This window comes from Pseudomonas sp. A6 (assembly GCF_052367875.1).
GTDB classification, from domain to species: Bacteria; Pseudomonadota; Gammaproteobacteria; order Pseudomonadales; family Pseudomonadaceae; genus Pseudomonas; species Pseudomonas citronellolis.
In genome coordinates this window covers 5,313,007-5,336,921 of sequence record NZ_CP198970.1, presented here as the reverse complement: position 1 = coordinate 5,336,921, position 23,915 = coordinate 5,313,007, and the positions used below count along the sequence as shown (strand labels likewise).

At 69.0% G+C, this 23,915-nt stretch carries 17 protein-coding genes; 12 read left to right on the top strand and 5 right to left on the bottom strand.

Features of this window, described 5'->3' with window-relative positions; translation table 11 throughout:
* Positions 1-7 precede the first annotated feature (7 nt).
* Both ACTWJ5_RS23365 and ACTWJ5_RS23360 read left to right on the top strand, forming a co-directional pair.
* Positions 8-340, top strand: coding sequence for a tryptophan synthase subunit beta (locus tag ACTWJ5_RS23365; protein WP_444436656.1), 333 nt, complete (start codon positions 8-10; stop codon positions 338-340).
* Positions 341-1,037: 697 nt separating this feature from the next.
* Positions 1,038-2,209, top strand: a protein-coding gene (locus ACTWJ5_RS23360) for an IS3 family transposase (protein ID WP_444436531.1) whose coding sequence is annotated in 2 segments (ribosomal slippage) — positions 1,038-1,305 and positions 1,305-2,209 — 1,173 coding nt in all. Because the reading frame shifts where the segments join, the coding sequence is not laid out codon by codon here.
* 25 nt (positions 2,210-2,234) lie between these two features.
* Here the strand turns inward: ACTWJ5_RS23360 and lapD are convergent.
* Both lapD and lapG read right to left on the bottom strand, forming a co-directional pair.
* On the bottom strand, positions 2,235-4,184 hold the full coding sequence (gene lapD, locus ACTWJ5_RS23355) for a cyclic di-GMP receptor LapD (protein ID WP_444436654.1): 1,950 nt from the start codon (positions 4,182-4,184) through the stop codon (positions 2,235-2,237).
* 9 nt (positions 4,185-4,193) lie between these two features.
* Entirely contained in the window at positions 4,194-4,889 is a 696-nt protein-coding gene (gene lapG, locus ACTWJ5_RS23350) for a cysteine protease LapG (RefSeq protein ID WP_444436653.1), read from the bottom strand.
* A gap of 164 nt (positions 4,890-5,053) precedes the next feature.
* On the opposite strand from lapG, the gene ACTWJ5_RS23345 reads away from it, so the two are divergent.
* From ACTWJ5_RS23345 to ACTWJ5_RS23330, 4 genes are read left to right on the top strand one after another with little or no spacing between them, the layout of a single operon-like run.
* Positions 5,054-6,205: an efflux RND transporter periplasmic adaptor subunit gene (locus tag ACTWJ5_RS23345; RefSeq protein WP_444436652.1), complete on the top strand. Its 1,152-nt coding sequence runs from the start codon at positions 5,054-5,056 to the stop codon at positions 6,203-6,205.
* The gene (locus tag ACTWJ5_RS23340; protein WP_249917395.1) at positions 6,202-9,291 is read left to right on the top strand and encodes a multidrug efflux RND transporter permease subunit; all 3,090 of its coding nucleotides are present in this window, start codon (positions 6,202-6,204) and stop codon (positions 9,289-9,291) included. Before ACTWJ5_RS23345 ends, ACTWJ5_RS23340 begins: the two co-directional genes overlap by 4 nt.
* Positions 9,292-9,337: 46 nt before the next feature.
* Positions 9,338-10,030, top strand: a complete 693-nt coding sequence (locus ACTWJ5_RS23335) for a heavy metal response regulator transcription factor (protein WP_249917394.1) — start codon at positions 9,338-9,340, stop codon at positions 10,028-10,030.
* Positions 10,027-11,445, top strand: coding sequence for a heavy metal sensor histidine kinase (locus tag ACTWJ5_RS23330; protein ID WP_444436651.1), 1,419 nt, complete (start codon positions 10,027-10,029; stop codon positions 11,443-11,445). Before ACTWJ5_RS23335 ends, ACTWJ5_RS23330 begins: the two co-directional genes overlap by 4 nt.
* 3 nt (positions 11,446-11,448) lie before the next feature.
* Here the strand turns inward: ACTWJ5_RS23330 and ACTWJ5_RS23325 are convergent, their stop codons facing one another.
* Positions 11,449-11,850, bottom strand: coding sequence for a YbaN family protein (locus tag ACTWJ5_RS23325; RefSeq protein ID WP_074977298.1), 402 nt, complete (start codon positions 11,848-11,850; stop codon positions 11,449-11,451).
* A gap of 10 nt (positions 11,851-11,860) precedes the next feature.
* Complete coding sequence (locus tag ACTWJ5_RS23320; RefSeq protein WP_043271008.1) at positions 11,861-12,448, bottom strand: UPF0149 family protein; 588 nt, start codon at positions 12,446-12,448, stop codon at positions 11,861-11,863.
* Positions 12,449-13,275: 827 nt separating this feature from the next.
* Between ACTWJ5_RS23320 and recQ the strand changes: the two genes are divergently transcribed.
* From recQ to ACTWJ5_RS23295, 5 genes are all read left to right on the top strand, one after another.
* Positions 13,276-15,420 (top strand): DNA helicase RecQ, encoded by a 2,145-nt coding sequence (recQ, locus tag ACTWJ5_RS23315; RefSeq protein ID WP_444436650.1) that lies wholly within the window; start codon positions 13,276-13,278, stop codon positions 15,418-15,420.
* A 125-nt stretch (positions 15,421-15,545) separates the two neighbouring features.
* Entirely contained in the window at positions 15,546-16,703 is a 1,158-nt protein-coding gene (locus ACTWJ5_RS23310) for a GGDEF domain-containing protein (protein ID WP_074977294.1), read from the top strand.
* A gap of 93 nt (positions 16,704-16,796) precedes the next feature.
* On the top strand, positions 16,797-17,813 hold the full coding sequence (locus ACTWJ5_RS23305; RefSeq protein WP_444436649.1) for a DUF2804 domain-containing protein: 1,017 nt from the start codon (positions 16,797-16,799) through the stop codon (positions 17,811-17,813).
* Between the two features lie 94 nt (positions 17,814-17,907).
* On the top strand, positions 17,908-18,342 hold the full coding sequence (gene slyA, locus ACTWJ5_RS23300) for a transcriptional regulator SlyA (protein ID WP_009620445.1): 435 nt from the start codon (positions 17,908-17,910) through the stop codon (positions 18,340-18,342).
* A gap of 281 nt (positions 18,343-18,623) precedes the next feature.
* The gene (locus ACTWJ5_RS23295; protein ID WP_444436648.1) at positions 18,624-20,684 is read left to right on the top strand and encodes a FimV/HubP family polar landmark protein; all 2,061 of its coding nucleotides are present in this window, start codon (positions 18,624-18,626) and stop codon (positions 20,682-20,684) included.
* A 620-nt stretch (positions 20,685-21,304) separates the two neighbouring features.
* On the opposite strand, the gene ACTWJ5_RS23290 is transcribed toward ACTWJ5_RS23295, so the two are convergent.
* A complete protein-coding gene (locus ACTWJ5_RS23290; protein ID WP_301500655.1) occupies positions 21,305-23,491 on the bottom strand; it encodes a patatin-like phospholipase family protein in 2,187 nt (728 codons plus the stop codon).
* A 66-nt stretch (positions 23,492-23,557) separates the two neighbouring features.
* On the opposite strand from ACTWJ5_RS23290, the gene ACTWJ5_RS23285 reads away from it, so the two are divergent.
* On the top strand, positions 23,558-23,842 hold the full coding sequence (locus ACTWJ5_RS23285; protein ID WP_009620440.1) for a SelT/SelW/SelH family protein: 285 nt from the start codon (positions 23,558-23,560) through the stop codon (positions 23,840-23,842).
* Positions 23,843-23,915 lie beyond the last annotated feature (73 nt).

Here is a 23,915-nt window from a genome sequence, read left to right as displayed (position 1 = left end):
GACGGCGATGGTCTACGTGCAGCGCGATGAGAACGGCCGCCTGGTGCGGGTCGAACGCGAACCCTTCGCCGGCGGCCAGGGCGCCCCGGCCGACGACCCCGAGGTGCTGGCCTGGCTGAGCGGCGCCCTGGATGCGCGCCTGCAGTCCCTGCAGCGCTCGGACCTGGAGCTGGTGCGGGTGATCGAGGACCTGGTGGGCGTGCTGGTGGGCCGCGGCCTGATCCGCTACACCGACCTGCCCGAAGCGGCCCGGCGCAAGCTGGAAGACCGCGCCACCACCCGCGCCGGGCTGGATGGGCTGGGTGGGTTGGTCGAGGAGGAGGATGAGCGGTTGTTCTGAAGGCAGGCTCGGGGTTTTTGTAGGAGCGAGCTTGCTCGCGAACAGTGGTTACCGTAGGTGTCGGGTTCAAGAGCACCCTCTCCCCAACCCTCTCCCTGAAGGGAGAGGGGGCTGTTCGGAGTGGGTGGGGAGTTTGGAGTTATCCTGATACTCCTAACCTCACCCCGTCATTCCCGCGAACGCGGGAACCCAGTGACTGCTGGGTTCGCGAGCAAGCTCGCTCCTACGAAAAGCAAAAGCAAAAGCGCGCCCGCTCTGCCTTTTGCTTTTGGACTTCCAGAGAAACATCCGCGCACTCCGGAACGCCCCTTCAGAAGGCCGAGCGAAACCGGCGCTCAGGAGGTCATGCGACATGGATGTCGCGAGAGCCCCGCGGGCTACAGGGACGTACCCTCGGGGCGGGCCTCCGTGGCGGGGGAGTTCGTGAGGGTAGCCCGGCTTTATCGGGCCCGTATGTTGGGGCAAGCCTTTTTGGTTCCTTTTGTGGCGTTTGACAAAAGGGACTCGCCCGAGGGGGCGAAACAAGACGGTCGGGCAGACTCGGTGCGGCGCAGAAACACCCAAGCTGAGGCAACTGGGTTCCCGCGTTCGCGGGAATGACGGGGGTGAGGATCGGAGCGCGGGATAAAGACTGTGGTGGTTCAATTTCCTCGGACACCTCGATAGGTGGAAAATCTACTGAATAGAGGAGTCATTCATGAGCCGTAAACGCAGAGCATTCGATGCCAGCTTCAAGCTGCAAGTCGTCCAGATGATCAAAGACCAGGGCCTGAGCATTACGCAGGTCTGTCGAGACATGGACTTGGGAGAGACGGCAGTTCGCCGCTGGGTTCAGCAATACGAAGCCGAGCTGTCGGGGCAGGCGGGAGTGGGTAAGCCGTTGACACCCGAGCAGCAGCGGATTCGTCAGTTGGAGGCCGAGAATCGCCAGTTGAAGCAGGACAACGACCTGCTAAAAAAGGCCTCGGCCTTCTTCGCCCGCGAACTGAAGTGATTCACCGGTTGATCGCGCAGCAGCAGAAGGCCGGAGTTGCACGGCTGTGTCGGCTGCTGGGTGTCAGTCGGTCGGGCTACTACGCCGCACAGCGCCGCCCCTTGCGCCCAGCCTTGCACTGCCCGGTAGCCGCTTCCTTGAAGGCCCTGTTCATGAGCTGCGGGCGTACCTATGGGAGTCGTCGCCTGCAAGCCGCGCTCAATGGCGAGGGCGTGCATGTAGGGCGCTACCGAGTCCGCCGGCTGATGCGCGAGCACCGGCTTCGGCCAGTCTGGAAGCGCAAGTTCGTGCACACGACCAACAGCAAGCATGACCTGCCGATAGCCTCCAATATCCTGGCCCGCCGGTTCGATCCTCCGGCGGCAAACCAGGCCTGGGTGGCGGATATCACCTACATCCGTACCCGCCGAGGTTGGCTGTACCTGGCTGCGGTGATGGACCTGTATTCGCGCAAGATCGTCGGCTGGGCGATGGCGCCGAACATGTCGGCGGAACTGGTCTGTTCGGCGCTACAGATGGCGATTGCTCAGCGGCAGCCAGCGCCAGGCCTGGTCGTGCACTCGGATCGTGGTAGCCAGTACGCCAGCGAGGTTTATCGCGCGCTGCTCAAGCGGCATGGCCTGGTCTTGAGCATGAGCCGCAAGGGAAATTGCTGGGACAACGCGGTCATGGAACGCTTCTTCCTGAACCTGAAAATGGAGCGGGTCTGGCAACGTGACTACGCCAACCATGCTGAGGCTATGACCGACATTGCCGACTACATCGTCGGCTTCTACAACAACGTGCGCCTGCACTCCAGCCTAGGCTATCTGCCACCCACCCGCTACGAGCGCAGGCCACCCAGACAACCTATCGAAGTGTCCGAAATTATTTGACCACCACAGACTCGCAATCCCACCTCTACCCCCCCTCACCCCACGGCGCCGGCGCCCCGATCAACCGCCCCATCGCCCCCTTGATCCCCATCTCCCGCAACACCCGCAATTCCCCCTCGCTCTCCACCATCTCCGCGATCAGCGGCAGGTCGATGCTGTTGGTGGCTCGGAACACCGCCTCGATGAACAGGCGCTTGGCCTGGTCCTGGTCGATGGCGCGGATGTAGCTGCCGTCGAGCTTCAGATAGGCCAGGCCCAGGTGGGTGAGGTTGCCGATCAGGCTGAAGCGCCCGCCGAAATGCTGCAGGCCGAGGCTGGCGCCGGTTTCGCGCACGGCCTGGCCGAGCTGTTCCAGTTCGGCCGGCGGTGGCAGGTAGCGTTCATCCAGTTCCAGTGTCAGCAGGGCGGCCTGCTGCGGGTTGGCCTTGATGGCTTCGAGCAGTGGCCGCAAGGCCCGGGGCTCGCGCACGCTGGCGGCCGACAGGCTCAGCGCCACGGGCTCGGGGTGCTGGGCCAGGTGGGCCAGGGCGTGTTCGAGCATGGCCCGGTCCAGGCGCGCTGCCCAGCCGAAGCGCTCCACCCAGGGCAGGAACTGCCCGGCGGCCACCGCCTGGCCCTGCGGGTCGAGCAGGCGCGCCAGCAGCTTCTGCTGCAGCAGGGCGCCGTCGGCGCAGGCGCGCACCGGCTGGAACCACAGTTGCAACTGGCTCTTCTGCAGCGCGCTGTCGATCCAGGCGTGCCAGGCGTGGCTGTCCTGGGCCGGCTGGCCATTGGATTCGTCGAGGCGCTGCCAGGGCCGTTCGGCGCTGGCCTGGGCGCTGGCCAGGGCCTGGTCGGCGCGGGCCAGGACGCTGGCCGCCGCCTCCCCCGGGCGGAAGGCGGCCAGGCCCAGGTGCGCCACCGGTTGGACGTCGCTGGCGCCGGTGCGCTGGAGGCTTTCCAGCTGGTCGCTGAGGGCTTCGGCCAGGCGCTCGGCGCCACTGCCGTCCAGCCCCGGGGCGAGCAGGGTGAACTCGCCGCCGCGGCTGCGCGCGGCCAGCCAGTCGGGCTTGCCTTGCTGGGCCAGGGCGCCCTGCAGCAGGCCGGCGACTTCGCGGATCAGCGCGTCGGTGCGCTGGCCGCCCAGGCGCTGGTTGAGCCCGGCCAGGTCGTTCAGGCGCAGCAGCAGCAGGTAGCCGGCGGCGCTCTGCTCGCCGGGCGTCAGCTGGGCTTCCAGGCGGGCGTCGAACAGGCGCCGGTTGGCCAGGCCGGAGAGGCTGTCCTGGTAGGCCTCCTCGCGCAGCTTCTCGCTGCGCGAGGCCTCCTCGGCGAACAGCGCCTTGAGCTTCTCGACCATCTGGTTCATCGCCTGCACCACCCGGCGCAGTTCCGGGGTGCGCGGCTCGCGGGGCAGGGTGAGGAATTCGCGGCGGGTGATGGCCCGGGCCTGTTGCACCATCTGGTCCAGCGGCCGCAACTGGGTGCGCAGCAGCCAGCCGCCGAGGATCGCGCTGACCACCCCGCAACCGAGCAGCCAGGCCAGGCTGCCCAGGGCGCTGTCCCACAGCCGCGCCAGGGCGAACTGCGGGTGGCTGACCACCTCGACCCGCGCCGCCTGTTCCCAGCCGCGCATGATCAGGGCGTCGCCGCCTTCGGCCTTGAGGTTGACCAGGCGGGCGAACCAGCCGGGCACCTCGCCGTTGCCGGGGGCGGCCTTGCGCTCCACCAGCACCTGGCCGTCGGCGATGCGCACCACGCGGATGCTGGCGAAGTAGCCGCTGTCGAAGATGGAGCTGACCATCAGCTCGATCATCGCCGGATCGTCGACGTGGGGCGTCAGTGACAGCCCCAGGGCGGTGGCGGCGTCCTGGGCGTGGGAGCGCAACTGGCTTATGAGCTGCTCGCGGGAACTCTCCAGGCTGGTGGCGAAGCTGCCGGCGAAGGCCACCACCAGGAACAGGCAGATGGCCAGGAAGAGTTGCTTGAGTAGCGACATGCATGCCTCCTAGCGCGTCTCGTCGAGGATCAGCCCCTCGCCGCGCATCTTGGTCAACAGGTCCTGCCAGCGCGACAGCTGCTTGCTGCTGCCGCTGCGCTTGCCGCCGCCGGGGCCGGGCAACCACAGCCCTTCGGCGTTGAAGGCGTAGACCGGGAGCAGGTCCTGGCGCTGCGAGGCGGGGCGGATCTGCGGGATGAGGTTGTCGAGCACCAGCGGCTCGGCGTCGGGGCTGGCGTACCAGGTCAGCACCATGTGCGCCTGGTTCAGGCGCAGCGCCTTGACGTAGGTGATACGCAGCTTGTCGCTGGGGATGCCGAGCTGGCGCAGGGTGACGTACTTGGCGATGGCGTAGTCCTCGCAGTCGCCGGCGCCCTTGTACAGGGCCTCGACGGGCGTCGCCCAGTAGTCTTCCTGGCCCCACACGCTGCGGTCGTCGCGGAACGCCAGGCTGGCGTTGAAGAAGTCGTTGGCGGCCTTGAGCTTGCCGGCCTCGTCCTGGCCCCGGGCGCTTTGCAGCAGCTCGCCCCAGTCGCGGATGCGCTGGCGCTCCGGGCCCAGGTCGCCCCAGCGTTGCTCGGCCTTGCGCAGGATGGCGTCGAAGTCCCATTGCGCCTGGATGCCCAGGGCCAGGACGAGGAGCAGCGCCAGGCCGGCCCCGGACGGGCGGACGAACAGCCGGAGGGCTCCTTGCAGTGGCCGCATCGCCGGGGCTCCAGGGGGAATGAGTGAAGTCTAGGCGCTGCCTGGCGGCTGTCGACGGCGGCGAAACTGACAGCATTGTCATCTTCGGGTCAGGGTGAAGTCCCGCGGCCTGGCCTATAAACGCAGGATGCGGTCCGCCGGGCCGCGACGAGGAGGAGGGCGGCATGCAGGCGCAAGGCAGGCGGATAGGGATGGCGGCGGGGCTGCTTGGCGTGGTGCTGGCGGGCGCCCTGGCCTGGGGGCTCGGCGCGCGCCAGGGCGAGCCGCGGGCGGCCGCCGCGGCGCCCGGAGTGCCGGTGACCCTGGTGCGGGTGGCGCGCGAGGACCTGGCGCAGAACCTTGCCGGCGTCGGCACCGTCACTTCCCTGCACAGCGTGCTGCTGCGGCCGCAGGTCGAGGGCCAGCTGACCGCCTTGCTGGTGGAGGAGGGGCAACTGGTCGAGCGCGGCCAGTTGCTGGCGACCATCGACGACCGCGCCATCGCCGCCGCCCTGGAGCAGGCCGAGGCCACCCGGCAGAGCAACCAGGCGCAACTGCGCATCGTCGAGCAGGACCTGCAGCGCTACCGCACCCTGATCGAGCGCGGCTCCATCTCCCGGCAGATTCTCGAACAGCAGGAGGCCCAGGCCGCGCAGCTGCGCGCCACCCTGCGGGCCAACCAGGCGACCATCGACGCCGAGCGCGTGCGCCTGTCCTACACCCGGATCACCTCGCCGGTGGCCGGCCGCGTGGGCATCCGCAACGTCGACGTCGGCAACCTGCTGCGCACCAACGATGACAGCAGCCTGTTCAGCGTGACGCAGATAGCGCCCATCTCGGTGGTCTTCGCGCTGCCCCAGGAAAGCCTGCCGCAACTGCAGCCGCTGCTCGGCGGCGACACCCTAGTCAGCGCCTACAGCCGCGACGGCGGCCAGTTGCTGGGCGAGGGCCGCCTGCGCAGCATCGACAACCAGGTGGCCAGCAGCACCGGCACCATCCGCGTGCGCGCGGTGTTCGACAACCCCGACGGCAAGCTCTGGCCCGGCCAGTTCGTCGCCGTGGACCTGCGCACCGGCGTGCTGCGCGACGGCCTGGTGCTGGACAGCCGCGCCGTGCGCCGCGGTCTGGAAGGCGCCTTCGTGTACCGGGTGGTGGACGGCAAGGCCGAGGTCGTGCCGGTGCGGGTGCTGCAGGAGGTCGACGGGCGCAGCCTGGTGGAAGGCCTGGAGGCCGGCGAGGCGGTGGTGCTCGACGGCCATTCGCGGCTGGTCCCCGGCGCCCGCGTCGAAGTGCTGGGCGAGGCGCCGGCCCTGGCCCTGCGCCGGAGCCAGCCGTGAGCGTGCGCGCCGGCATGTCCGGCTGGTGCGTGCGCCACCCCATCGCCACCTGCCTGCTGACCATCGCCTCATTGCTGCTCGGCCTGCTGGCCTTCCTGCGCCTGGGCGTGGCGCCGCTGCCGCAGGTGGATTTCCCGACCATCCAGGTCAACGCCCTGCTGCCCGGCGGCAGCCCGGAGACCATGGCCTCGGCCGTGGCCACGCCGCTGGAGGTGCAGTTCAGCGCCATTCCCGGCATCGCCGAGATGACCTCCAGCAGCGCCCTGGGCTCCACCACCCTGACCCTGCAGTTCGAGCTGGAGAAGGACATCGACGTCGCCGCCCAGGAAGTCCAGGCGGCCATCAACGCCGCCTCCGGGCGCCTGCCGGCGGACCTGCCGAACCTGCCCACCTGGCGCAAGGTCAACCCGGCGGACAGCCCGATCATGATCCTGCGGGTCAATTCCGAGCTGCTGCCGCTGATCGAGCTGAGCGACTACGCCGAAGTGCTGCTGGCCCGCCAACTGAGCCAGATAGCCGGAGTGGGGCAGATTTTCGTGGTCGGCCAGCAGCGCCCGGCGATCCGCATCCAGGCGCAGCCGGAGAAGCTCGCCGCCTACCGCCTGACCCTCGCCGACCTGCGCCAGGCGCTGCAGTCGGCCAGCATCAACCAGGCCAAGGGCGCGCTCTTCGGCGACGGCCGGGTGTCCACCCTGGCGGCCAACGACCAACTGTTCAGCCCAGCCGACTACGACGATCTGGTGGTGGCCTACCGTGCCGGCGCCCCGGTGTTCCTGCGCGACCTGGCGCGGGTGGTCAGGGCGCCGGAGGACGACTACGTCAAGGCCTGGCCCAACGGCCGCCCCGGCGTGGCCCTGGTGGTGCTGCGCCAGCCGGGGGCGAACATAGTCGCCACCTCCGACGCCATCCAGGCGGCCCTGCCGCGCCTGCGCGGGATGCTCCCGGCCGGCGTCGAGGTGGAGGTGCTCAACGACCGCACGCGCACCATCCGCGCCTCGCTGCACGAGGTGGAGCTGACGCTGCTGCTGACCATGGGCCTGGTGGTGCTGGTGATGGGCCTGTTCCTGCGCCAGCTGTCGGCGACGCTGATCGTCGCCACGGTGCTGGCGGTGTCGCTGAGCGCCAGCTTCTCCGCCATGTACCTGCTGGGCTTCACCCTGAACAACCTGACCCTGGTGGCGCTGATCATCGCCGTGGGCTTCATCGTCGACGACGTCATCGTGGTGGTGGAGAACATCCACCGCCACCTGGAGCAGGGCAAGGACCGCGTGCTGGCGGCCCTGGACGGCTCTGCGGAGATCGGCTTCACGGTCGTTTCCATCAGCTTCTCGCTGATCGCCGCGTTCATCCCGCTGCTGTTCATGGGCGGCATCGTCGGCCGGCTGTTCCGCGAGTTCGCCGTCAGCGTCACGGCGGCCATCCTGCTCTCGGTGCTGGCCTCGCTGACGGTGGCGCCGATGCTCGCCTCGCGCTTCATGGGCGCGCCGAAGCACGCCGGCCACGGCGGCATTTCCGAATGGCTGCTGGCCCGCTACGCCCGCGGTCTGGACTGGTCGCTGCGGCACCAGCGCACGGTGCTGGCCGGCTTCGGCCTGTGCATCGCGCTGGCGGTGGCCGGCTACGCGGGCATCCCCAAAGGCTTCTTCCCGCTGCAGGACACCGCCTTCGTGTTCGGCACCACCCAGGCCGCCGAGGACATCTCCTACGCCGACATGGCCGAGAAGCACCGCCAACTGGCCGAGATCGTCGCCGCCGACCCGGCGGTGCAGAGCTACAACCATGCCATCGGCATCACCGGCGGCAGCCAGAGCCTGGCCAACGGGCGCTTCTGGATCGTGCTGAAGAACCGCGGCGACCGCGACGTCTCGGTGGAGGAGTTCATCAACCGCCTGCGGCCGAAGCTGGCCAGGGTGCCCGGCATCGTCCTCTACCTGCGCTCGGCCCAGGACATCAACCTGGCCACCGGCCCGGTGCGCACCCAGTACCAGTACGCCCTGCGCAGCAACGACAGCGCCGAGCTGGCGCTGTGGGCGCAGCGCCTGACCGAGCGGCTGAAGCAGGAGCCGGGGCTGGCCGACGTGTCCAACGACCTGCAGGTGGGCGCCAGCGTCACCGCCCTGCAGATCGACCGGGTGGCGGCGGCGCGCTTCGGCCTGAGCGCCGAGGACATCAGCCAGACGCTGTACGACGCCTTCGGCCAGCGCCAGGTCGGCGAATTCCAGACCGAGGTCAACCAGTACAAGGTCATCCTCGAACTGGACGCCCGCCAGCGCGGCCGCGCCGAGAGCCTGGCCTGGTTCCACCTGCGCTCGCCGCTGAGCGGCGAGATGGTCCCGCTGGCCGCCGTGGCCAGGGTCGCCCCGGCGCGCTCGGGGCCGCTGCAGATCAACCACAACGGCATGTTCCCGGCGGCCACCCTGTCCTTCAACCTGGCCCCGGGCACGGCCCTGGGCGAAGCGGTGCGCCTGGTGCAGCGCGCGCAGCAGGAGATCGGCATGCCGGCCAGCATCGGCGGCGACTTCCAGGGCGCCGCGCGGGCCTTCCAGAGCTCCCTGGCGAGCCAGCCGCTGCTGATCCTCGCCGCGCTCTTCGCCGTGTACGTGATCCTCGGCGTGCTCTACGAGAGCTTCGTGCACCCGCTGACCATCCTTTCCACGCTGCCCTCGGCCGGCATCGGCGCGGTGTTCCTGCTCTGGGGCTGGGGCCTGGAGTTCTCGGTGATGGCGCTGATCGGCCTGGTGCTGCTGATCGGCATCGTCAAGAAGAACGGCATCCTGATGGTCGACTTCGCCCTGGCCGCCCAGCGCCAGCGCGGCCTCTCGCCCCATGACGCGATCCGCGAGGCGTGCCTGGCGCGCTTCCGCCCGATCATGATGACCACCCTGGCCGCGCTGCTCGGCGCCATCCCGCTGATGATCGGCTTCGGCACCGGCTCGGAGCTGCGCCAGCCGCTGGGCGTGGCGGTGGTCGGCGGGCTGCTGGTGAGCCAGGCGCTGACGCTGTTCAGCACCCCGGTGGTGTACCTGGCGCTGGACCGCCTGTTCCACCGCAAGCCGGCCGCCGTGGCCCTGGGAGGTGCGGCATGAGGCGGGGCTGGTTAGCATGGCCGCACGCAGCGAACGGAGGCCGGGCATGCGCGTACTGATAGTCGAAGACGAGAGCAAGACCGCGGACTACCTGCAGCGCGGGCTCAGCGAGCAGGGCTTCACCGTGGACGTGGCGGCCGACGGCATCGACGGCCGCCACCTGGCGCTCAACGGCGAGTACGACGTGATAGTGCTGGACGTGATGCTCCCCGGCATCGACGGCTACGGCGTGCTGCGCGCCCTGCGCGAGCGGCGGCAGACGCCGGTGATCATGCTCACCGCCCGCGAGCGCGTGGAGGACCGCGTGCGCGGCCTGCGCGAGGGCGCCGACGACTACCTGATCAAGCCGTTCTCCTTCCTCGAACTGGTGGCCCGCCTGCAGGCCCTGACGCGCCGCGGCGCGCACCTGGAGAGCGCGACGCAGATGCGCATCGCCGACCTGTCCATCGACCTGGTCAGCCGCCGCGTGTTCCGCGGCGCCACGCGCCTGGAGCTGACCGCCAAGGAATACGCGCTGCTCTGCGTGCTGGCCCAGCGCAGCGGCGAGATCCTTTCCAAGACCGCCATCGCCGAGCTGGTCTGGGACATCAACTTCGACACCGACACCAACGTCGTCGAGGTCGCCATCAAGCGCCTGCGCGCCAAGCTCGACGGGCCCTTCGAGACCAAGCTGCTGCACACCATCCGCGGCATGGGCTACGTGCTGGAGAGCCGCGCCGGGCAAGGGGGCGGCGGATGAAGGGCCTGTCGCTGTCCACGCGCCTGGCCGGCATGTTCGCCATCGCCGCGCTGGGCGCGTTCCTGCTCATCGGCTCGGCGCTGTACTGGGTGCTCGACCAGCAGATCGAACGCCTGCAGCGCTCGGAGCTGGACACCCGCTTCAACATGGTCGCGCGCATGCTCGACAAGCCCGACCTGGTGCAGCGCTGGCCGCACCTGCAGGGCAAGCTGAACACCCTGAGCCAGGAGTACGAGCTGATCCGCTTCTGGATCGACAGCGACGACGCGCGCCTGCGCTACGGTCAGGCCAGCGAGCCGGTGCGCCGCCTGCTGGCCGCCGGCAGCGGCTACGGCGAGCTGGAGCTGCCGGACCACGGCTCGCCGCTGTCCACCCGCGTCGGCCGCCTGCCGGCCAGCGGCGAGCGCCCGGCGCTGGTGCTGCTCACCGCCATCGACAGCGTGGCCTTCCAGCAGGCGCGCCAGGCCACGCTGGTGGCGCTGTTCGGCCTGTCGGCGCTGGGCATCGCCCTGGCCTCGCTGTGCGGCCACTGGATCGCCCGCGTCGGCCTGCGGCCCTTGCACCGGCTCAGCGACGAGGCCCGGCAGATCAGCCCGCGGCAGTTGTCCCAGCGCCTGCGCCTGGAGCGCCTGCCGGCCGAGCTGTCGGCCCTGGCCCAGGCCTTCAACGAAGCGCTGGACCGCCTGGAACAGGCCTACCTGCGCCTGGAGTCGTTCAACGCCGACGTGGCCCACGAACTGCGCACGCCCCTGGCCAACCTGATCGGCCAGAGCCAGGTGGCGCTGTCCCGCGAGCGCGACGCGCGGGACTACGAAGAGGTGTTGCAATCCAACCTGGAAGAACTGGAACGCCTGCGCGCAATCGTCAACGACATGCTGTTCCTCGCCCGCGTCGACCAGGGCAGCCTGGCCGCCGAGCGGGTGGAAACCTCGCTGCGCGCCGAGGTGGGCAACACCCTGGACTTCCTCGAAGTGATCTTCGACGAGCAGGGCGTCAGCGTGGCGCTGCATGGCGAGGCCCGCGCCAGCGTTGAGCGCGCCCTGTTCCAGCGCGCGGTGACCAACCTGCTGTACAACGCCGCCCAGCACACCGCGCCGGGCGGGCGCATCGAGGTGCGCCTGAGCGGCGAGGGCGGCGCCGCGCGGGTGGAGGTGAGCAACCCCGGCACGCCCATCGGCGACGAGGAGCGCGCCCGGCTGTTCGAGCGCTTCTACCGCGTCGATGCGGCGCGGGCCAACAGCCAGAGCAGCCACGGCCTGGGCCTGTCCATCGTCAAGGCGGTGGCGAGCATGCACGGCGGCAGCGTCTTCGTGCGCAGCGAGGCGGGGCTGAATACCTTCGGTTTCAGCGTGGCCGCCGTGCCGGCGCCAGCGGGGCCGGACGGGGAGGGCGGAGGCGAGCCGCTGCCGGCCTGAGCCTCAGATGCGGCGGGTCTTCACCTTCAACAGGATGTACAGGCTGACCAGCACCGCGCTGCTGAGCATGAACACCCGGGCCCAGAGGTGCGGGACCAGGTAGCAGGAGAAGCCGATGCTGATCCACATCAGCCCCACCGTGTAGAGCTTGCCCTTGAGCGGGATGCCGTTGCCTTCCAGGTAGTCGCTGATCCAGGGGCCCAGCCTGGGGTGGCTCACCAGCCAGTCGTAGAAGCGCTGCGAACTGCGCATGAAGCAGGCCGCGGCGAGCAGCAGGAAGGGCGTGGTGGGCAGCAGCGGCAGGAAGATTCCGGCCACGCCGAGCGCCACGCTGAGCCAGCCGACGGCCAGCAGCAGGTAGCGCACCCAGGCGTGACGGCTACGGCGGATTTCCCGCGGTGCCATAGGCGCCGGATCAGTGTTGGCGGGGCTTGAGCAGCGCCGGCTTCTCTTCCGGGGCCTGGCAGAGCAGGAACAGGTTGGTCAGCAGCTCGGGGATCTGCGCGACCATGTCGTCCACCAGGTGGCGGTCGCGGGCGATCTCGTCGAACTCCGGCTGCTCGTCGAACAGCCCGGAACCGACCATGATCGGCAGCAGCAGCTCGCTGACTTCTTCCTCGGCCTGCTCGAACCACACGGCCTCGCGCAGGAACACGCCTTCCATGAAGCCGATGCACCAGCCGCGGATGTCGGAATCGTCCGGTTCGTCGCCCAGGTAGGGCTCGCAGGGCAGCTCCAGTTCCTCGTCGCCGGCCAGCTGGCGGGTGATGTGCGCCTTGAGCAGCAGCAGGGAGCCTTCGATTTCCTCGCGCTCGGCGTCGCTGCGGTAGTGCGGCGGCTCGGCGAAGAGCGCATCGATCCACTCGCGGTCGGGCACCTGGTCCGGGCAGATCGCCAAGGCGGTCAGGTAGCCGTGGGCCGCGACATAGTCCAAGGCTTCCTCGTGCAGGTCGTCGGCATCGAGAAAGGCTTGCAGGCGGGCCAGTTGGTCGGCGAAGGACATCGGTTACTACCTCGGCGGGGATGCGGGCCTGAATTGTAGTCTTTCCGCGGCCCGCGGGCCAGCCACGGGGCTTGGTGGCCGGCGTGGGGTTCTGCTTTTCGTAGGAGCGAGCTTGCTCGCGAACCTTGCCCCCACTCCTCAACTCAACCTCGTCATTCCCGCGAACGCGGGAACCCAGAGACTTCTTTGGGGTTGGGCTTGGTGTAGCGCGCCGCTCCGAGTGCGTTGATGTCTCTTGTTTCGCCCCCTCGGGCGAGTCCCTTTTGTCAAACGCCACAAAAGGAACCAAAAAGGCTTGCCCCGACATACGGGCCCGACAGAGTCGGGCTCCCCTCACGAACTCCCCCGCCACGGAGGCCCGCCCCGAGGGTACGTCCCTGTAGCCCGCGGGGCTCTCGCGACATCCATGTCGCATGACCTCCTGAGCGCCGGTTTCGCTCGGCCTTCTGAAGGGGCGTTCCGGTGCGCTCGGGTGTATCTCTGGAAGCCCAAGAGCAAAAGCCGCTTTTGCTTTTGCTTTTCGTAGGAGCGAGCTTGCTCGCGAACCCCGCAGTCACTGGGTTCCCGCGTTCGCGGGAATGACGGGGTGGGGTTAGGCGTTTCAGGAAGACTCCGAACTCCCCACCCACTCCGAACGGCCCCCTCTCCCTTCAGGGAGGGGGCTGGGGAGAGGGCGCTCCAAAGCACAGCCCAAAAGCCTCCAGGAAACTCCATTCAAAAGCTCCCTCCTACGCCAAGACAAAAAACATCCCCCCATCCATTGCGACGGCTGACCCACCCCCATCGCCCCGCTTGCGTATAATGCCCGGCTCGAAACGGAGTCCCCCATGCTCGACCAGGCCCAGCGCATCCTCAAAGACGTATTCGGCTACGACGCCTTCCGTGGCAACCAGGCGCGCATCATCGAACGCGTGGCCAGCGGCGGCGACGCCCTGGTGCTGATGCCCACCGGCGGCGGCAAGTCGCTGTGCTTCCAGGTGCCGGCGCTGCTGCGCGAGGGCCTGACGGTGGTGGTCTCGCCGCTGATCGCGCTGATGGAGGACCAGGTCGCCACCCTCGACGAGCTGGGCGTGCCGGTCGCGGCGCTGAATTCCTCGCTCAGCCCCGAGGCGCAGCGCGACATCGCCGCGCGTCTGCAGCGCGGCGAGATCAAGCTGCTCTACCTCGCCCCCGAGCGCCTGGTGCAGCCGCGCATGCTGGACTTCCTGCAGCGCCTGAACGTCGGCCTGTTCGCCATCGACGAGGCGCACTGCGTGTCGCAGTGGGGCCACGACTTCCGCCCTGAATACCTGCAGCTGGGCCAGCTCGCCGAGCTGTTCCCGGACGTGCCGCGCATCGCCCTGACCGCCACCGCGGACATGCGCACCCGCGAGGAAATGATCCAGCGCCTGCACCTGCAGAACGCCGAGCAGTTCCTCTCCAGCTTCGACCGGCCGAACATCTTCTACCGCATCGTGCCCAAGGAGCAGCCGCGCAAGCAGTTGCTGGGCTTCCTCGCCGAGCGCCGCGGCGACGCCGGCATTGTCTATTGCCTGTCGCGCAAGAAGGTCGAGGAGGTCGCCGATTTCCTCTCCAACCAGGGCTTCCCGGCGCTGCCGTACCACGCCGGGCTGTCCAACGAGCTGCGCGCCTTCCACCAGAAGCGCTTCCTCAACGAGGAAGGCCTGATCATGGTGGCGACCATCGCTTTCGGCATGGGCATCGACAAGCCCAACGTGCGCTTCGTCGCCCACCTCGACCTGCCCAAGAGCCTGGAGGCCTACTACCAGGAAACCGGCCGCGCCGGCCGCGACGGCCTGCCGGCGGACGCCTGGATGGCCTACGGCCTGCAGGACGTATTGCTACTGCGGCAGATGATGCAGAACTCCGAGGGCGACGAGCGCCACAAGCGCGTCGAACGGCACAAGCTCGAAGCCATGCTGGCGCTGTGCGAGGAGACCCGCTGCCGGCGCCAGGCGCTGCTGGCCTACTTCGACGAGGTGATGCCCAACCCTTGCGGGCATTGCGACATCTGCGTCGATGGGGTGGAAACCTGGGACGCCACCGAACCCGCGCGCCAAGCCCTGTCGGCGATCTACCGCAGCGGCCAGCGCTATGGCGTCGGCCATCTGGTGGACATCCTCCTCGGCAAGGAGACCGAGAAGGTACGCAGCGTCGGGCACCAGCACCTGGCGGTGTTCGGCATCGGCAAGGCGCGCGGCGAGGAGGAATGGCGCACGCTGTTCCGCCAACTGGTCGCCCGTGGCTTCGCCGATGTGGACGTCGACGGCTTCAACGGCCTGCGCCTGACCGAAGCCTGCCGCCCGCTGCTGCGTGGCGAGGAGACCCTGGCCCTGCGCCGCGATCCCAAGCCGCAGCGCAGCAAGTCCCCGTCCTCCGGCGGCGCCAGCCCGGCCAGCCAGTTGGTGCGCCAGGAAGAGCGCGAGATGTGGGAAGCGCTGCGCACCCTGCGGCGCAAGCTGGCGCAGGAGCATTCGGTGCCGCCCTACGTCATCTTCCCCGACGCCACCCTGCTGGAAATGCTGCGCAGCCAGCCGACCACGCTCACCGCCATGGCCCAGGTCAGCGGCGTCGGCGCGCGCAAGCTGGAGCGCTACGGCCAGGCCTTCCTCGACGTGCTCACCGAGTCCGAGGCGGCGCCCGCCACGCCAGCGCCGGTGGTCGACCTCAGCCACGAACTGGTCAGCCTGGCCCGCGCCGGCATGACCCCGGCGCAGATCGCCCGCCAGCTCGATTGCACCGAGAAGAACGTCTACAACCTGCTGGCCGAGGCCATTGCCGCGCAGCAGCTGAGCCTGGAACAGGCCCTGGACCTGCCCGAGGAGCTGCTGGCCGAAGTGCAGGACGCCTTCCTCGAAGAGGACGGCGAGCTGCCGCCGGTAGCGGCCCTGGCCGAGCGCTTCGAGGGCCGCGTGCCGCAGGGCGTGCTGCATTGCGTGCGCGCCGCGCTGCAGGCCGAGCTGGAAGTCTGAGACCGGCGCCGGCCGTGCTGGCGCTTTGATGGCTGACAGAAAAGTGGCGTTTCGAGGCGACAAACTTGTGACGCGCTTCGCAACGGGCTAAGGTGTGCCCAAGACCTCCACCAGAAGAGGCGGACGTGCCACAACATGCCTGGCTCGACGACGTGCGCGCCAACCCCTATGCCGAACAGCTCGCCCGCGGTTTCCGCCGCCTGCGCTTCGACGCGCCCGTGGAAGGCGAGTACCGCGCCTACCTGCTGGAAGACAACTTCGCCCTCAAGTGCAGCGCCCTCGGCTTCGCCGTGCTGGCCTGGCTGGCGCTGGCGGCCATCGACCTGCTGCTGATCCCGGGGCCGGAGCACTGGAGCATGCTCGCCGTGCGCGCCGCGGTGCTGGTGCTGCTGGTTGTCTGCGGCGGGCTGATCCTGCAGCGGCGCTTCGTGCGCCTGGTGGTGCCGCTGAGCCTCGCCTGCATCCTCGCCGTGGGCATCGGCGCCGCCGTGGTGGTGGGCATCGCCCACCGCGTCGACCCCGGCTACCCCTACGAAGGCCTGCTGCTGGTCAGCATGGCCGCCTACTTCCTGGTCGGCCTGCGCTTCTCCGAGGCGCTGGGCTCGGCCTCGCTGATCCTCCTGGCCTACCTGGGCTGCGAGCTCTACGCCGGCCTGGCGCCGGCCAAGCTGCTGAACAACCTGGTGTTCCTGCTGCTGGGCAACCTGGTCGGCGCGGTGGGCTGCTACCTGCTGGAGTACAAGTCCCGCGAGCACTTCCTGGTCAGCCGGCTGATGCGCCAGATGGCCGACCACGACGCCCTCACCGGCCTGCACAACCGGCGCAGCTTCGACCGCCAGCTGGAGCGCCTGTGGCGCCAGGCCCAGCGCGATGGCACGCCACTGTCGCTGCTGCTCTGCGACGTCGACCACTTCAAGGCCTACAACGACCGCTATGGCCACCAGGCCGGCGACGAGGTGCTGCGCCGCATAGGCAAGGCCCTGGCGGCCAGCGCGCGGCGGCCGCTGGACATGGCCGTGCGCCTGGGCGGCGAGGAGTTCGCCGTGCTGCTCTATGGCACCGACCTGGACGAGGCCCGGCACCGCGCCGAGGTGTTGCGCCAGGCGGTGCAGGGCCTGGGCATCAGCCACGAGGGTTCGAGCACCGCCGCGGAGGTGACGCTGTCCATCGGCGTTTCCTGCCTGAAGCCCGACATGCCTTTGGCCCTGCAGGCGATCTACGCCCATGCCGACCGCGCCCTCTACGAGGCCAAGGCGTTCGGCCGCAACCAGGTGGTGGCCTGACCCATTCGGTCCCCCGTCCTGGCGCCGCCGGTGACTGCGCCCGCTGGCACGCCGGTGCTAGGATGCCGCCGACCCCGCAGCCGAGCGCCCGCCATGCAGCGACTGATCCAGGCCAACGGCCAGCCCCACTACGGGGTGTTCGCCGATACCCCGCAGGACGTCAACCACCGCGACTTCGACTACCGCTCGCCCATGGGGCGCAAGCTGGGCGCGCTGAGCAAGTGGCGCAATTTCCACCAGTTCCAGTACTTCGGCCTGATCAGCCCGCAGCTGATCGGCGGCTGCGCCCTGGCCGAACTGAGCCTGGTGGCCGTCGGCTTCGTCTACCTCTACGAGCCGCGCAGCGGGCGCATGCTCGAACGTCGCTTCAAATGCCCGCTGGGCCTGGGCACGCGCTTCTCGCAGCGCCCGGACGACGGCGCCTGCGAACTGCGCCAGGGGCGCAACCGGCTGCGCCTGGAGAATTCTGCCGGGCCGCTGCGCAAGCGCCTGCTGGTGGAACTGGACGACGGCACGCGCATCGACGCCTGTTTCGACGAGACTGAGCCGGCCTTCCAGCCCATGAGCCTGTGCACGCCCGCGGCGGTGAACGGCTGGGTATACGCACGCAAGGTCGCCGGGGTGCGCTGCGAGGGCCAGGTGCGCAGCGCCCTGGGCGACTTCGACCTGCGCGCCATCGACGCCTTCGCCCACCACGACTGGTCGGCCGGCTACATGCGCCGCGAGACCTTCTGGAACTGGGCCTGCCTGTCCGGCGAAGCGCAGGGGAGGCGGGTGGGGCTGAACCTGTCATGCGGGGTCAACGAGACCAGCTTCACCGAGAACTGCTTCTGGCTCGACGGCGAGTTGTGCAAGGTCGACAGCGTGCGTTTCGAGTTCGACCGCGACCGGGAACTGGGCCCCTGGCGCATCCGCTCCTTCGACGGCCAGGTGGACCTGGCCTTCGAAGCCCACGGCCTGCATCGCGAACGCCTGAACCTGGGTCTGCTGGCGAGCAACTTCAAGCAGATCTTCGGGCGCTTCCGCGGCGAGCTGCGCCCCCATGGCCGCGCGTCGCTGGTCATCGACGACCTCTGGGGCTTCGTCGAGGACCAGTACGCCAAATGGTGAACGGGTAAAGCCCTGCGACAAAATGTCATTGTACGGGCTTGATTAGCCGACTAATAATTAGCCAAATCAATTAGCCTGAAACTGCTGCAGCACAATGACAGATAAAGACAAGCACTACTTCGGCACCCAACTGGCCCAGGCCTCGCGTGCATGGCGCGCCGAACTCGACCGCCGCCTCAGCCACCTGGGGCTTTCCCAGGCCCGTTGGCTGGTGCTCCTGCACCTGGCGCGCAATTCCGGCATCCCCACCCAGCGCGAGCTCGCGCAATCGGTCGGCGTCGAAGGCCCGACCCTCGCGCGCCTGCTCGACGGCCTCGAATCCCAGGGCCTGGTGCGCCGCCAGGCGGTGGCCGAGGACCGCCGCGCCAAGCGCATCTGCCTGACGCCCAAGGCCGACGTGCTGATCGCCGACATCGAGAACATCGCCGCCAGCGTACGCAATGACGTATTGGCCGGCATCGATGAGTCGGACATAGCAATCTGTCAGAAAATCCTCTCCCGCATCCTCTCCAATCTGGAAAAGAACTGAGCGATTCTTCACACTTTTTCGAGTAGAATTGCCAAACTTCTGACGGCTCCTACGGGGGCCGTCATCCGTTCGGAGTGGTACCCAGGCCTTTCGCCGGGTTTCCGACGAATTGTCTTGACCTAGACGGGGCCTGCGCCTAATCGTAATGGCAATGAGCCTTTATGGCGTTGCCGGGCCAACCCACGTCCCGGATGGGCGTCTATATTGCATGGACAGCACGACCGATCGCACAGCGAGGTCAAGGATGGCCTGCAGACCTGGACACAACTGGGATGGGACCTATGGCTCGACTCACTCGCTTGCCGCTGGCAATGGCCGTACTCTCGGCACTCATGACTTCCCAGGCCCATGCTCTGGGGCTCGGCGACATCACCGTGCGCTCGGCGCTGAACCAGCCGCTGGATGCGGAGATCGAACTGCTGCAGCCCGGCGACCTGAGCAGTGACGAGCTCATTGCCCGCCTGGCCGACATGGCCACCTTCGAGCGCATGGGCGTGGATCGCACCACCTTCCTGCAGAACCTGCGCTTCACCCCGGTGATCCGTAACGGCCGCGGCTACATCCGTGTGGTTTCCACCCAACCGGTGCACGAGCCCTACCTGAATTTCCTCCTCGAGCTGGAGCGCCCCAATGGCCGCCTGCTGCGCGAGTACACGCTGCTGATCGACCCGCCGGGCTATGCCGGTGGCAGCTATGCCCAGAGCACTCCCACGCGCGGCGCCGACAGTGGATCGGCAGCCAACCGCCCGGCCAAGCGCAGTGCGGCGGCGCGCCCGGCATCCGTTCCAAGCGCGCCCATCGCTGCGGGCGAGGGGCGCTACACCACCGCCGCGGGCGACACCCTGTGGAGCATTTCCGGGCGCCTGGGCGCCAAGGGCGCCGCCCGCCAGGAACTGATGACCCAGCTGCAGCAACTGAACCCGCAGGCGTTCATCGGCGGCAACCCGCACCGCCTGCGCCTTGGCTACCAGCTGGTGCTGCCCGCCGGCCAGGCCGCGCCGGCGACTGCCACGAACACCGCTGCCGCCGCTGCGCCTGCCGTGCCGGCGCCGAGCGAGGCGACGGTGGCGCAGGCCCAGGGGCAACTGGCCGACATGACCGCCGAGCGCGAGCGTCTGAACCAGCGCATGGACACCCTGCAACAGCAGCTCGACACCCTGCAGAAGGCCCTGGAAAGCCGCGACCAGCAGGTGCAGAGCCTGCAGGCCGAGCTGGCCCGCCGCCAGGCCGAGCAAGCGGCCGCGCCGGCCAGCGCCCCGGTGCCTGAAGCGGCGCCTGCCGCACCCGTAGTTGCACCCGCGCCCGCGCCGACGGCGGAAGCCGCCAAGCCGGTGCCCCAGGCGCCCGTCGCGCAAGACGAAGAAAACGCATCCCTGACCCGCTACTGGCCGTGGGCCGCCCTGGCAGCCCTGGTGCTGGCTTTGGGCCTGGTCTACAACCGCCGGCGCAAGCCCGGCACCGACGAGCCGACCCTGGCGCAGCCCGAGGCCGCCAGCCTGCCGCCGCTGGCGCCGGCCGGCCCGGCAGCGCCGGCCAAGCCGGTGGTGGCTTCCGCCGTCGCGCCCCTGGCCAGCGCCAACGAGGCCTCCCTGGCCCGCTTGCCGGCCGCCAGCAGCGACAGCCTGGAAGGGGCGAACATCTACATCGCCTACGGCCGCTTCGGCCAGGCTCGCGACATGCTGGTCAAGTCCGTCGCCGCCGAACCGCAGCGCCGCGACCTGCGCCTGAAGCTGCTGCTGGTGCTCGCCGAGCTCGGCGACCTGGCCGCCTTCCACGAGCAGGAGCGGGCGTTGCAGGCGATGGGCGGCGACCAGAAGCAGATCGACCAGCTCAAGGCCCGCTACCCCGCCATGCTCGAGCGCGAAGACGAGCAGGCCATCAGCGACGGCCTCGGCGAATGGGAGGGCCTGGAGCTGGGCGACGTCGGCGAGCATCCCGCGCCGGCACAGCCGCCGCTGGGCGACAGCGCCGACCTGAACCTGGGCGAGCTGTCCCTGGACGTGGACTGGAACAGCCTGGACGCCTTCGATTCGCCCAAGGGCTCGCCGGCCAAGGGCGGCAAGGACGACACTGAGGACCTCCTGAAGGACTTCCGCAGCAACCTGCGCGAACTGCCCGAGGTCACGGAATTCGACCTGGACGACGAGCAGGCCGGCGCCTTCGGCCTGCCGAGCCGCGCCGGCGGCGAGCAGGACAAGCTGCTGGCCAGCCTCGACCGGGCCCGCGCCTGCATCGACCGCGGCGACCTCGACGAGGCCTACCGGATTCTCGAGCAGGTGCTGCAGGAAGGTGACAAGCAGGAACAGGAAGAAGCCCGCGAGTTGCTGGCGCGGATTGCCTGAAGCATCCCCGATTCACCTGGAGCCCGGCCTTGTGCCGGGCTTTTTGTTGCCTGAAGCCGGTGAGGCTCGGCGCTCGGGCTTTCCCCTCACCCCAGCCCTCTCCCGGAGGGAGAGGGGGCAGTACGTGCCGGCTGGGAGTGAGGTTTCAGCCGGAGAATCCTTACTCTCCGGCTAACTCCAATCTCCCCGAGCACGCCGAACGGTCCCCTCTCCCTTCGGGAGAGGGTTAGGGTGAGGGGGCCGCAGGCCTGCTCGCGCAATCCCGAGGGGAATGGCGCGGGGGAGCAACTGTCTTGCAGGCCATGCCGCGGGCTCTTCGTAGGAGCGAGCTTGCTCGCGAACAGACTCCGCTGCGGGGCTCATTCGCGAGCAAGCTCGCTCCTACGAGAAGCCGTGCCCGCCCGTACGGTAGGAGCGGATCTCATCCGCGAATCGCGCCGGGATGTCCGGCTATCGCGGACAAGGTCCGCTCCTACAGGGGAAGGAATACCGTGCCTCCCGGCGACCTGTAGGAGCGGGCCCTGCCCGCGATATCGCGCGCAGGGCGCGCTCCTACAGGGGAATGGTGCGGGTGGGGCGGCGTAGGAGCGGATCTCATCCGCGATTCGCGCAGGGCTTCCTCAGAAATTCCGCCCCAGGTTCAGGTACACCGCATGCTCATCGGCATCGTTCAACCCATAGCTGAACGACAGCGGCCCCAGCGGCGTCTCGAAGCCGAGCATGATGCTCATGGCGTTGATGTAGCCGGTGTCGTAGCTGTTGTCGTTGTTCCACACCCGCCCGCGTTCCAGGCTGCCGCCGAGGTAGAAGGGGAAGTCCAGGGGCAGGAACGAGCGCTCGGTCATGCGCCGGTAGTAGATCACCCGGCCGAGGCTGTAGTTCTGCCCGGCCAGGGCGTCCTGGCGGAAGCCGGAGAGTTCGCGCGCGCCGCCGAGCAGGAAGCTCGACACCACCACGTCGGCGTCGTCCAGGGTGCGCCCGTAGCCGCCGCCGAGCACCCAGGTGTTCGGCCCGCTGCTCAGCGCCTTGTCCAGGCGCAGTTCCCACTGGCGGTAGCGGTCGTCGTCGCCCAGCGACGGCGTGTGCTCGCGGTAGCTGGCCTGGATGTCCTCGCCCTCGCGGGGGAAGTCGACGTTGTCCATGGTGTCGAAGGAGTACTTCAGCTCGGCGTAGCCTTCGTTGAAATGGAAGTCCGGCAGGTCCCGCTGGCCCACGCGCACGTCGGCCTTGCCGAAGGCCTGGGCCACGCCCAGGCGGATCTCGCCGTTGTTGGCGATCTGCCGGCCGAGGTTGAGGCCGTAGCCGTAGCGCTCCAGGCGGTATTCGGCGATGGGGTCGTCGTTGTCGGTGGCCTCGACGTTGCGCGCCTCGTTGAACAGGTAGGGCGCCACGAAGTAGCGCGAGCCGGCGTCCAGCGGCTGGTAGAACTCGCTGTAGAGTTCCTGCTGGTCGCCGATCTGCAGGCGCGTCAGCCATTCCGCGCCGAGGCGGTTGATGCCGTTGACGCGGTAGCTGGCGCCGACGTTGAAGGTGCTGTCGCCGCGCAGGTCGTCCGACAGGTTCAGGCCCAGGCGCAGGTAGTCGGTGCCGCTGCGCTTGCCCAGGGCGTGGATGACCAGGGCGTTGCCGCCTTTCTCGCGGACCACGCGGTACTGCACCTGGTCGAAGTAGTCCAGGCCGTAGAGGGTGCTCATGTCGCTCTGCAGGCGCTCCAGGTCCAGCGGCTGGCCCAGCGGCTGGCGGATGTAGTGGCGGATCACCTCGTCGCCGACTTTGGAGTCGTTCTCCACGCGGATACTGCCGATCACCGGGGTGCGCTCGTCCGGCGTGCGCGCCTCGGCCAGGGCCACGGCCTCCTGGTCGCGGGGTTTGCGCAGGGCCGCCAGGCGCGTGGCGAGGATGCTGGTGGCGCGGTAGCCGGCGTCGATCAGCTGCGGCACGCGGCCGAAGTCGGTGGAGCTGTAGCCGCTGAGCGGCGGCTGGATGAGCACGTCGTCGGGCTTCAGGGTGGCCAGCTGCGCCTCGGAGTTCTTGCGCGTCATCAGGGTGACCGACTGGTTGAGCATGTCGACCACCGTGGTCAGTTGCTTGCGTTCGAGCAGCGGGTTGCCGATGTCGACCACGATGACCACGTCGACGCCCATCCTGCGCGCCACGTCCACCGGGATGTTGTCGACCATGCCGCCGTCCACCAGCAGCTTGCCGTCGACCTCCACCGGGGCGAACACCGCCGGGATCGACATGCTGGCGCGGATCGCCTGGGGCAGGTGGCCACGGTCGAACACCACCTTCTCGCCGGTGGCGATGTCGGTGGCCACGGCGCGGAAGGGGATGGCCAGCTTGTCGAAGTCGCGGGTGCCGCTGGTGTGTACCAGCAGGCTTTCCAGGAGCATGGTCAGGTTCTGCCCCTGGATGGCGCCCAGGGGCAGGCCGAGGGAGCCGTCGTCGCGGAAGCTGAGCTTCTGCTTGACCAGGAAGTCGCGGTCGTCCTGCTTGCGCCGGAAGGGCACGTCCACCCGCGGCGGCGAGTCGGACAGTGCCTGCTGCCAGTCCAGGCCGAGGGCGATGCGCTCCAGCTCCTTGGGCGTGTAGCCGGCGGCGTAGAGCCCGCCGACCACCGCGCCCATGCTGGTCCCGGCGATGGCGTCGATGTGGATGCCCTGTTCGTCCAGGGCCTTGAGCACGCCGATGTGGGCCAGGCCGCGGGCGGCGCCGCCGGACAGCACCAGGCCGATCTTCGGCGGGTGCCCGGCGGCGAGGGTGGACAGCGGAAGGAGCAGCAGCAGGGCGAACAGCAGGCGGCGCATGGGGCGGGGTCCGATCGGGCTTCCAGGCGGCTATTATAGGCATCCCAGAGCAGGAGCCCGGTCGCCATGAGCCAGCCCAGAGCGGAAATCGTCATCACCTATTGCACCCAGTGCCAGTGGCTGCTGCGCGCCGCCTGGCTGGCCCAGGAACTGCTCAGCACCTTCGCCGACGACCTCGCCCGGGTGAGCCTGGAGCCCGGCACCGGCGGGGTGTTCCGCATCACCTGCGACGGCGAGCAGATCTGGGAGCGCAAGGCCGACGGCGGCTTCCCCGAGGCCAAGGTGCTCAAGCAGCGGGTGCGCGACCGCATCGACCCGCAGCGCGACCTGGGGCACAACGACCGGCCGTGAGTCGGGTATTTCGTTAGCGAGCTATCTTTTCCTGCCTTATATCAAAGGCCGCCGGCGATGCGCGCAATAGCCT

Excerpts from the sequence above, each read along its gene's own strand:
- ACTWJ5_RS23305 (WP_444436649.1), top strand. The coding sequence starts at position 16,797 with ATGCAGCGACTGATCCAGGCCAACGGCCAGCCCCACTACGGGGTGTTC.
- lapD (WP_444436654.1), bottom strand. The coding sequence starts at position 4,184 with ATGTCGCTACTCAAGCAACTCTTCCTGGCCATCTGCCTGTTCCTGGTG.
- ACTWJ5_RS23290 (WP_301500655.1), bottom strand. The coding sequence starts at position 23,491 with ATGCGCCGCCTGCTGTTCGCCCTGCTGCTGCTCCTTCCGCTGTCCACC.
- ACTWJ5_RS23345 (WP_444436652.1), top strand. The coding sequence starts at position 5,054 with ATGCAGGCGCAAGGCAGGCGGATAGGGATGGCGGCGGGGCTGCTTGGC.
- ACTWJ5_RS23295 (WP_444436648.1), top strand. The coding sequence starts at position 18,624 with ATGGCTCGACTCACTCGCTTGCCGCTGGCAATGGCCGTACTCTCGGCA.
- slyA (WP_009620445.1), top strand. The coding sequence starts at position 17,908 with ATGACAGATAAAGACAAGCACTACTTCGGCACCCAACTGGCCCAGGCC.
- lapG (WP_444436653.1), bottom strand. The coding sequence starts at position 4,889 with ATGCGGCCACTGCAAGGAGCCCTCCGGCTGTTCGTCCGCCCGTCCGGG.
- ACTWJ5_RS23285 (WP_009620440.1), top strand. The coding sequence starts at position 23,558 with ATGAGCCAGCCCAGAGCGGAAATCGTCATCACCTATTGCACCCAGTGC.
- ACTWJ5_RS23365 (WP_444436656.1), top strand. The coding sequence starts at position 8 with ATGGTCTACGTGCAGCGCGATGAGAACGGCCGCCTGGTGCGGGTCGAA.
- ACTWJ5_RS23330 (WP_444436651.1), top strand. The coding sequence starts at position 10,027 with ATGAAGGGCCTGTCGCTGTCCACGCGCCTGGCCGGCATGTTCGCCATC.
- ACTWJ5_RS23325 (WP_074977298.1), bottom strand. The coding sequence starts at position 11,850 with ATGGCACCGCGGGAAATCCGCCGTAGCCGTCACGCCTGGGTGCGCTAC.
- ACTWJ5_RS23320 (WP_043271008.1), bottom strand. The coding sequence starts at position 12,448 with ATGTCCTTCGCCGACCAACTGGCCCGCCTGCAAGCCTTTCTCGATGCC.
- recQ (WP_444436650.1), top strand. The coding sequence starts at position 13,276 with ATGCTCGACCAGGCCCAGCGCATCCTCAAAGACGTATTCGGCTACGAC.
- ACTWJ5_RS23335 (WP_249917394.1), top strand. The coding sequence starts at position 9,338 with ATGCGCGTACTGATAGTCGAAGACGAGAGCAAGACCGCGGACTACCTG.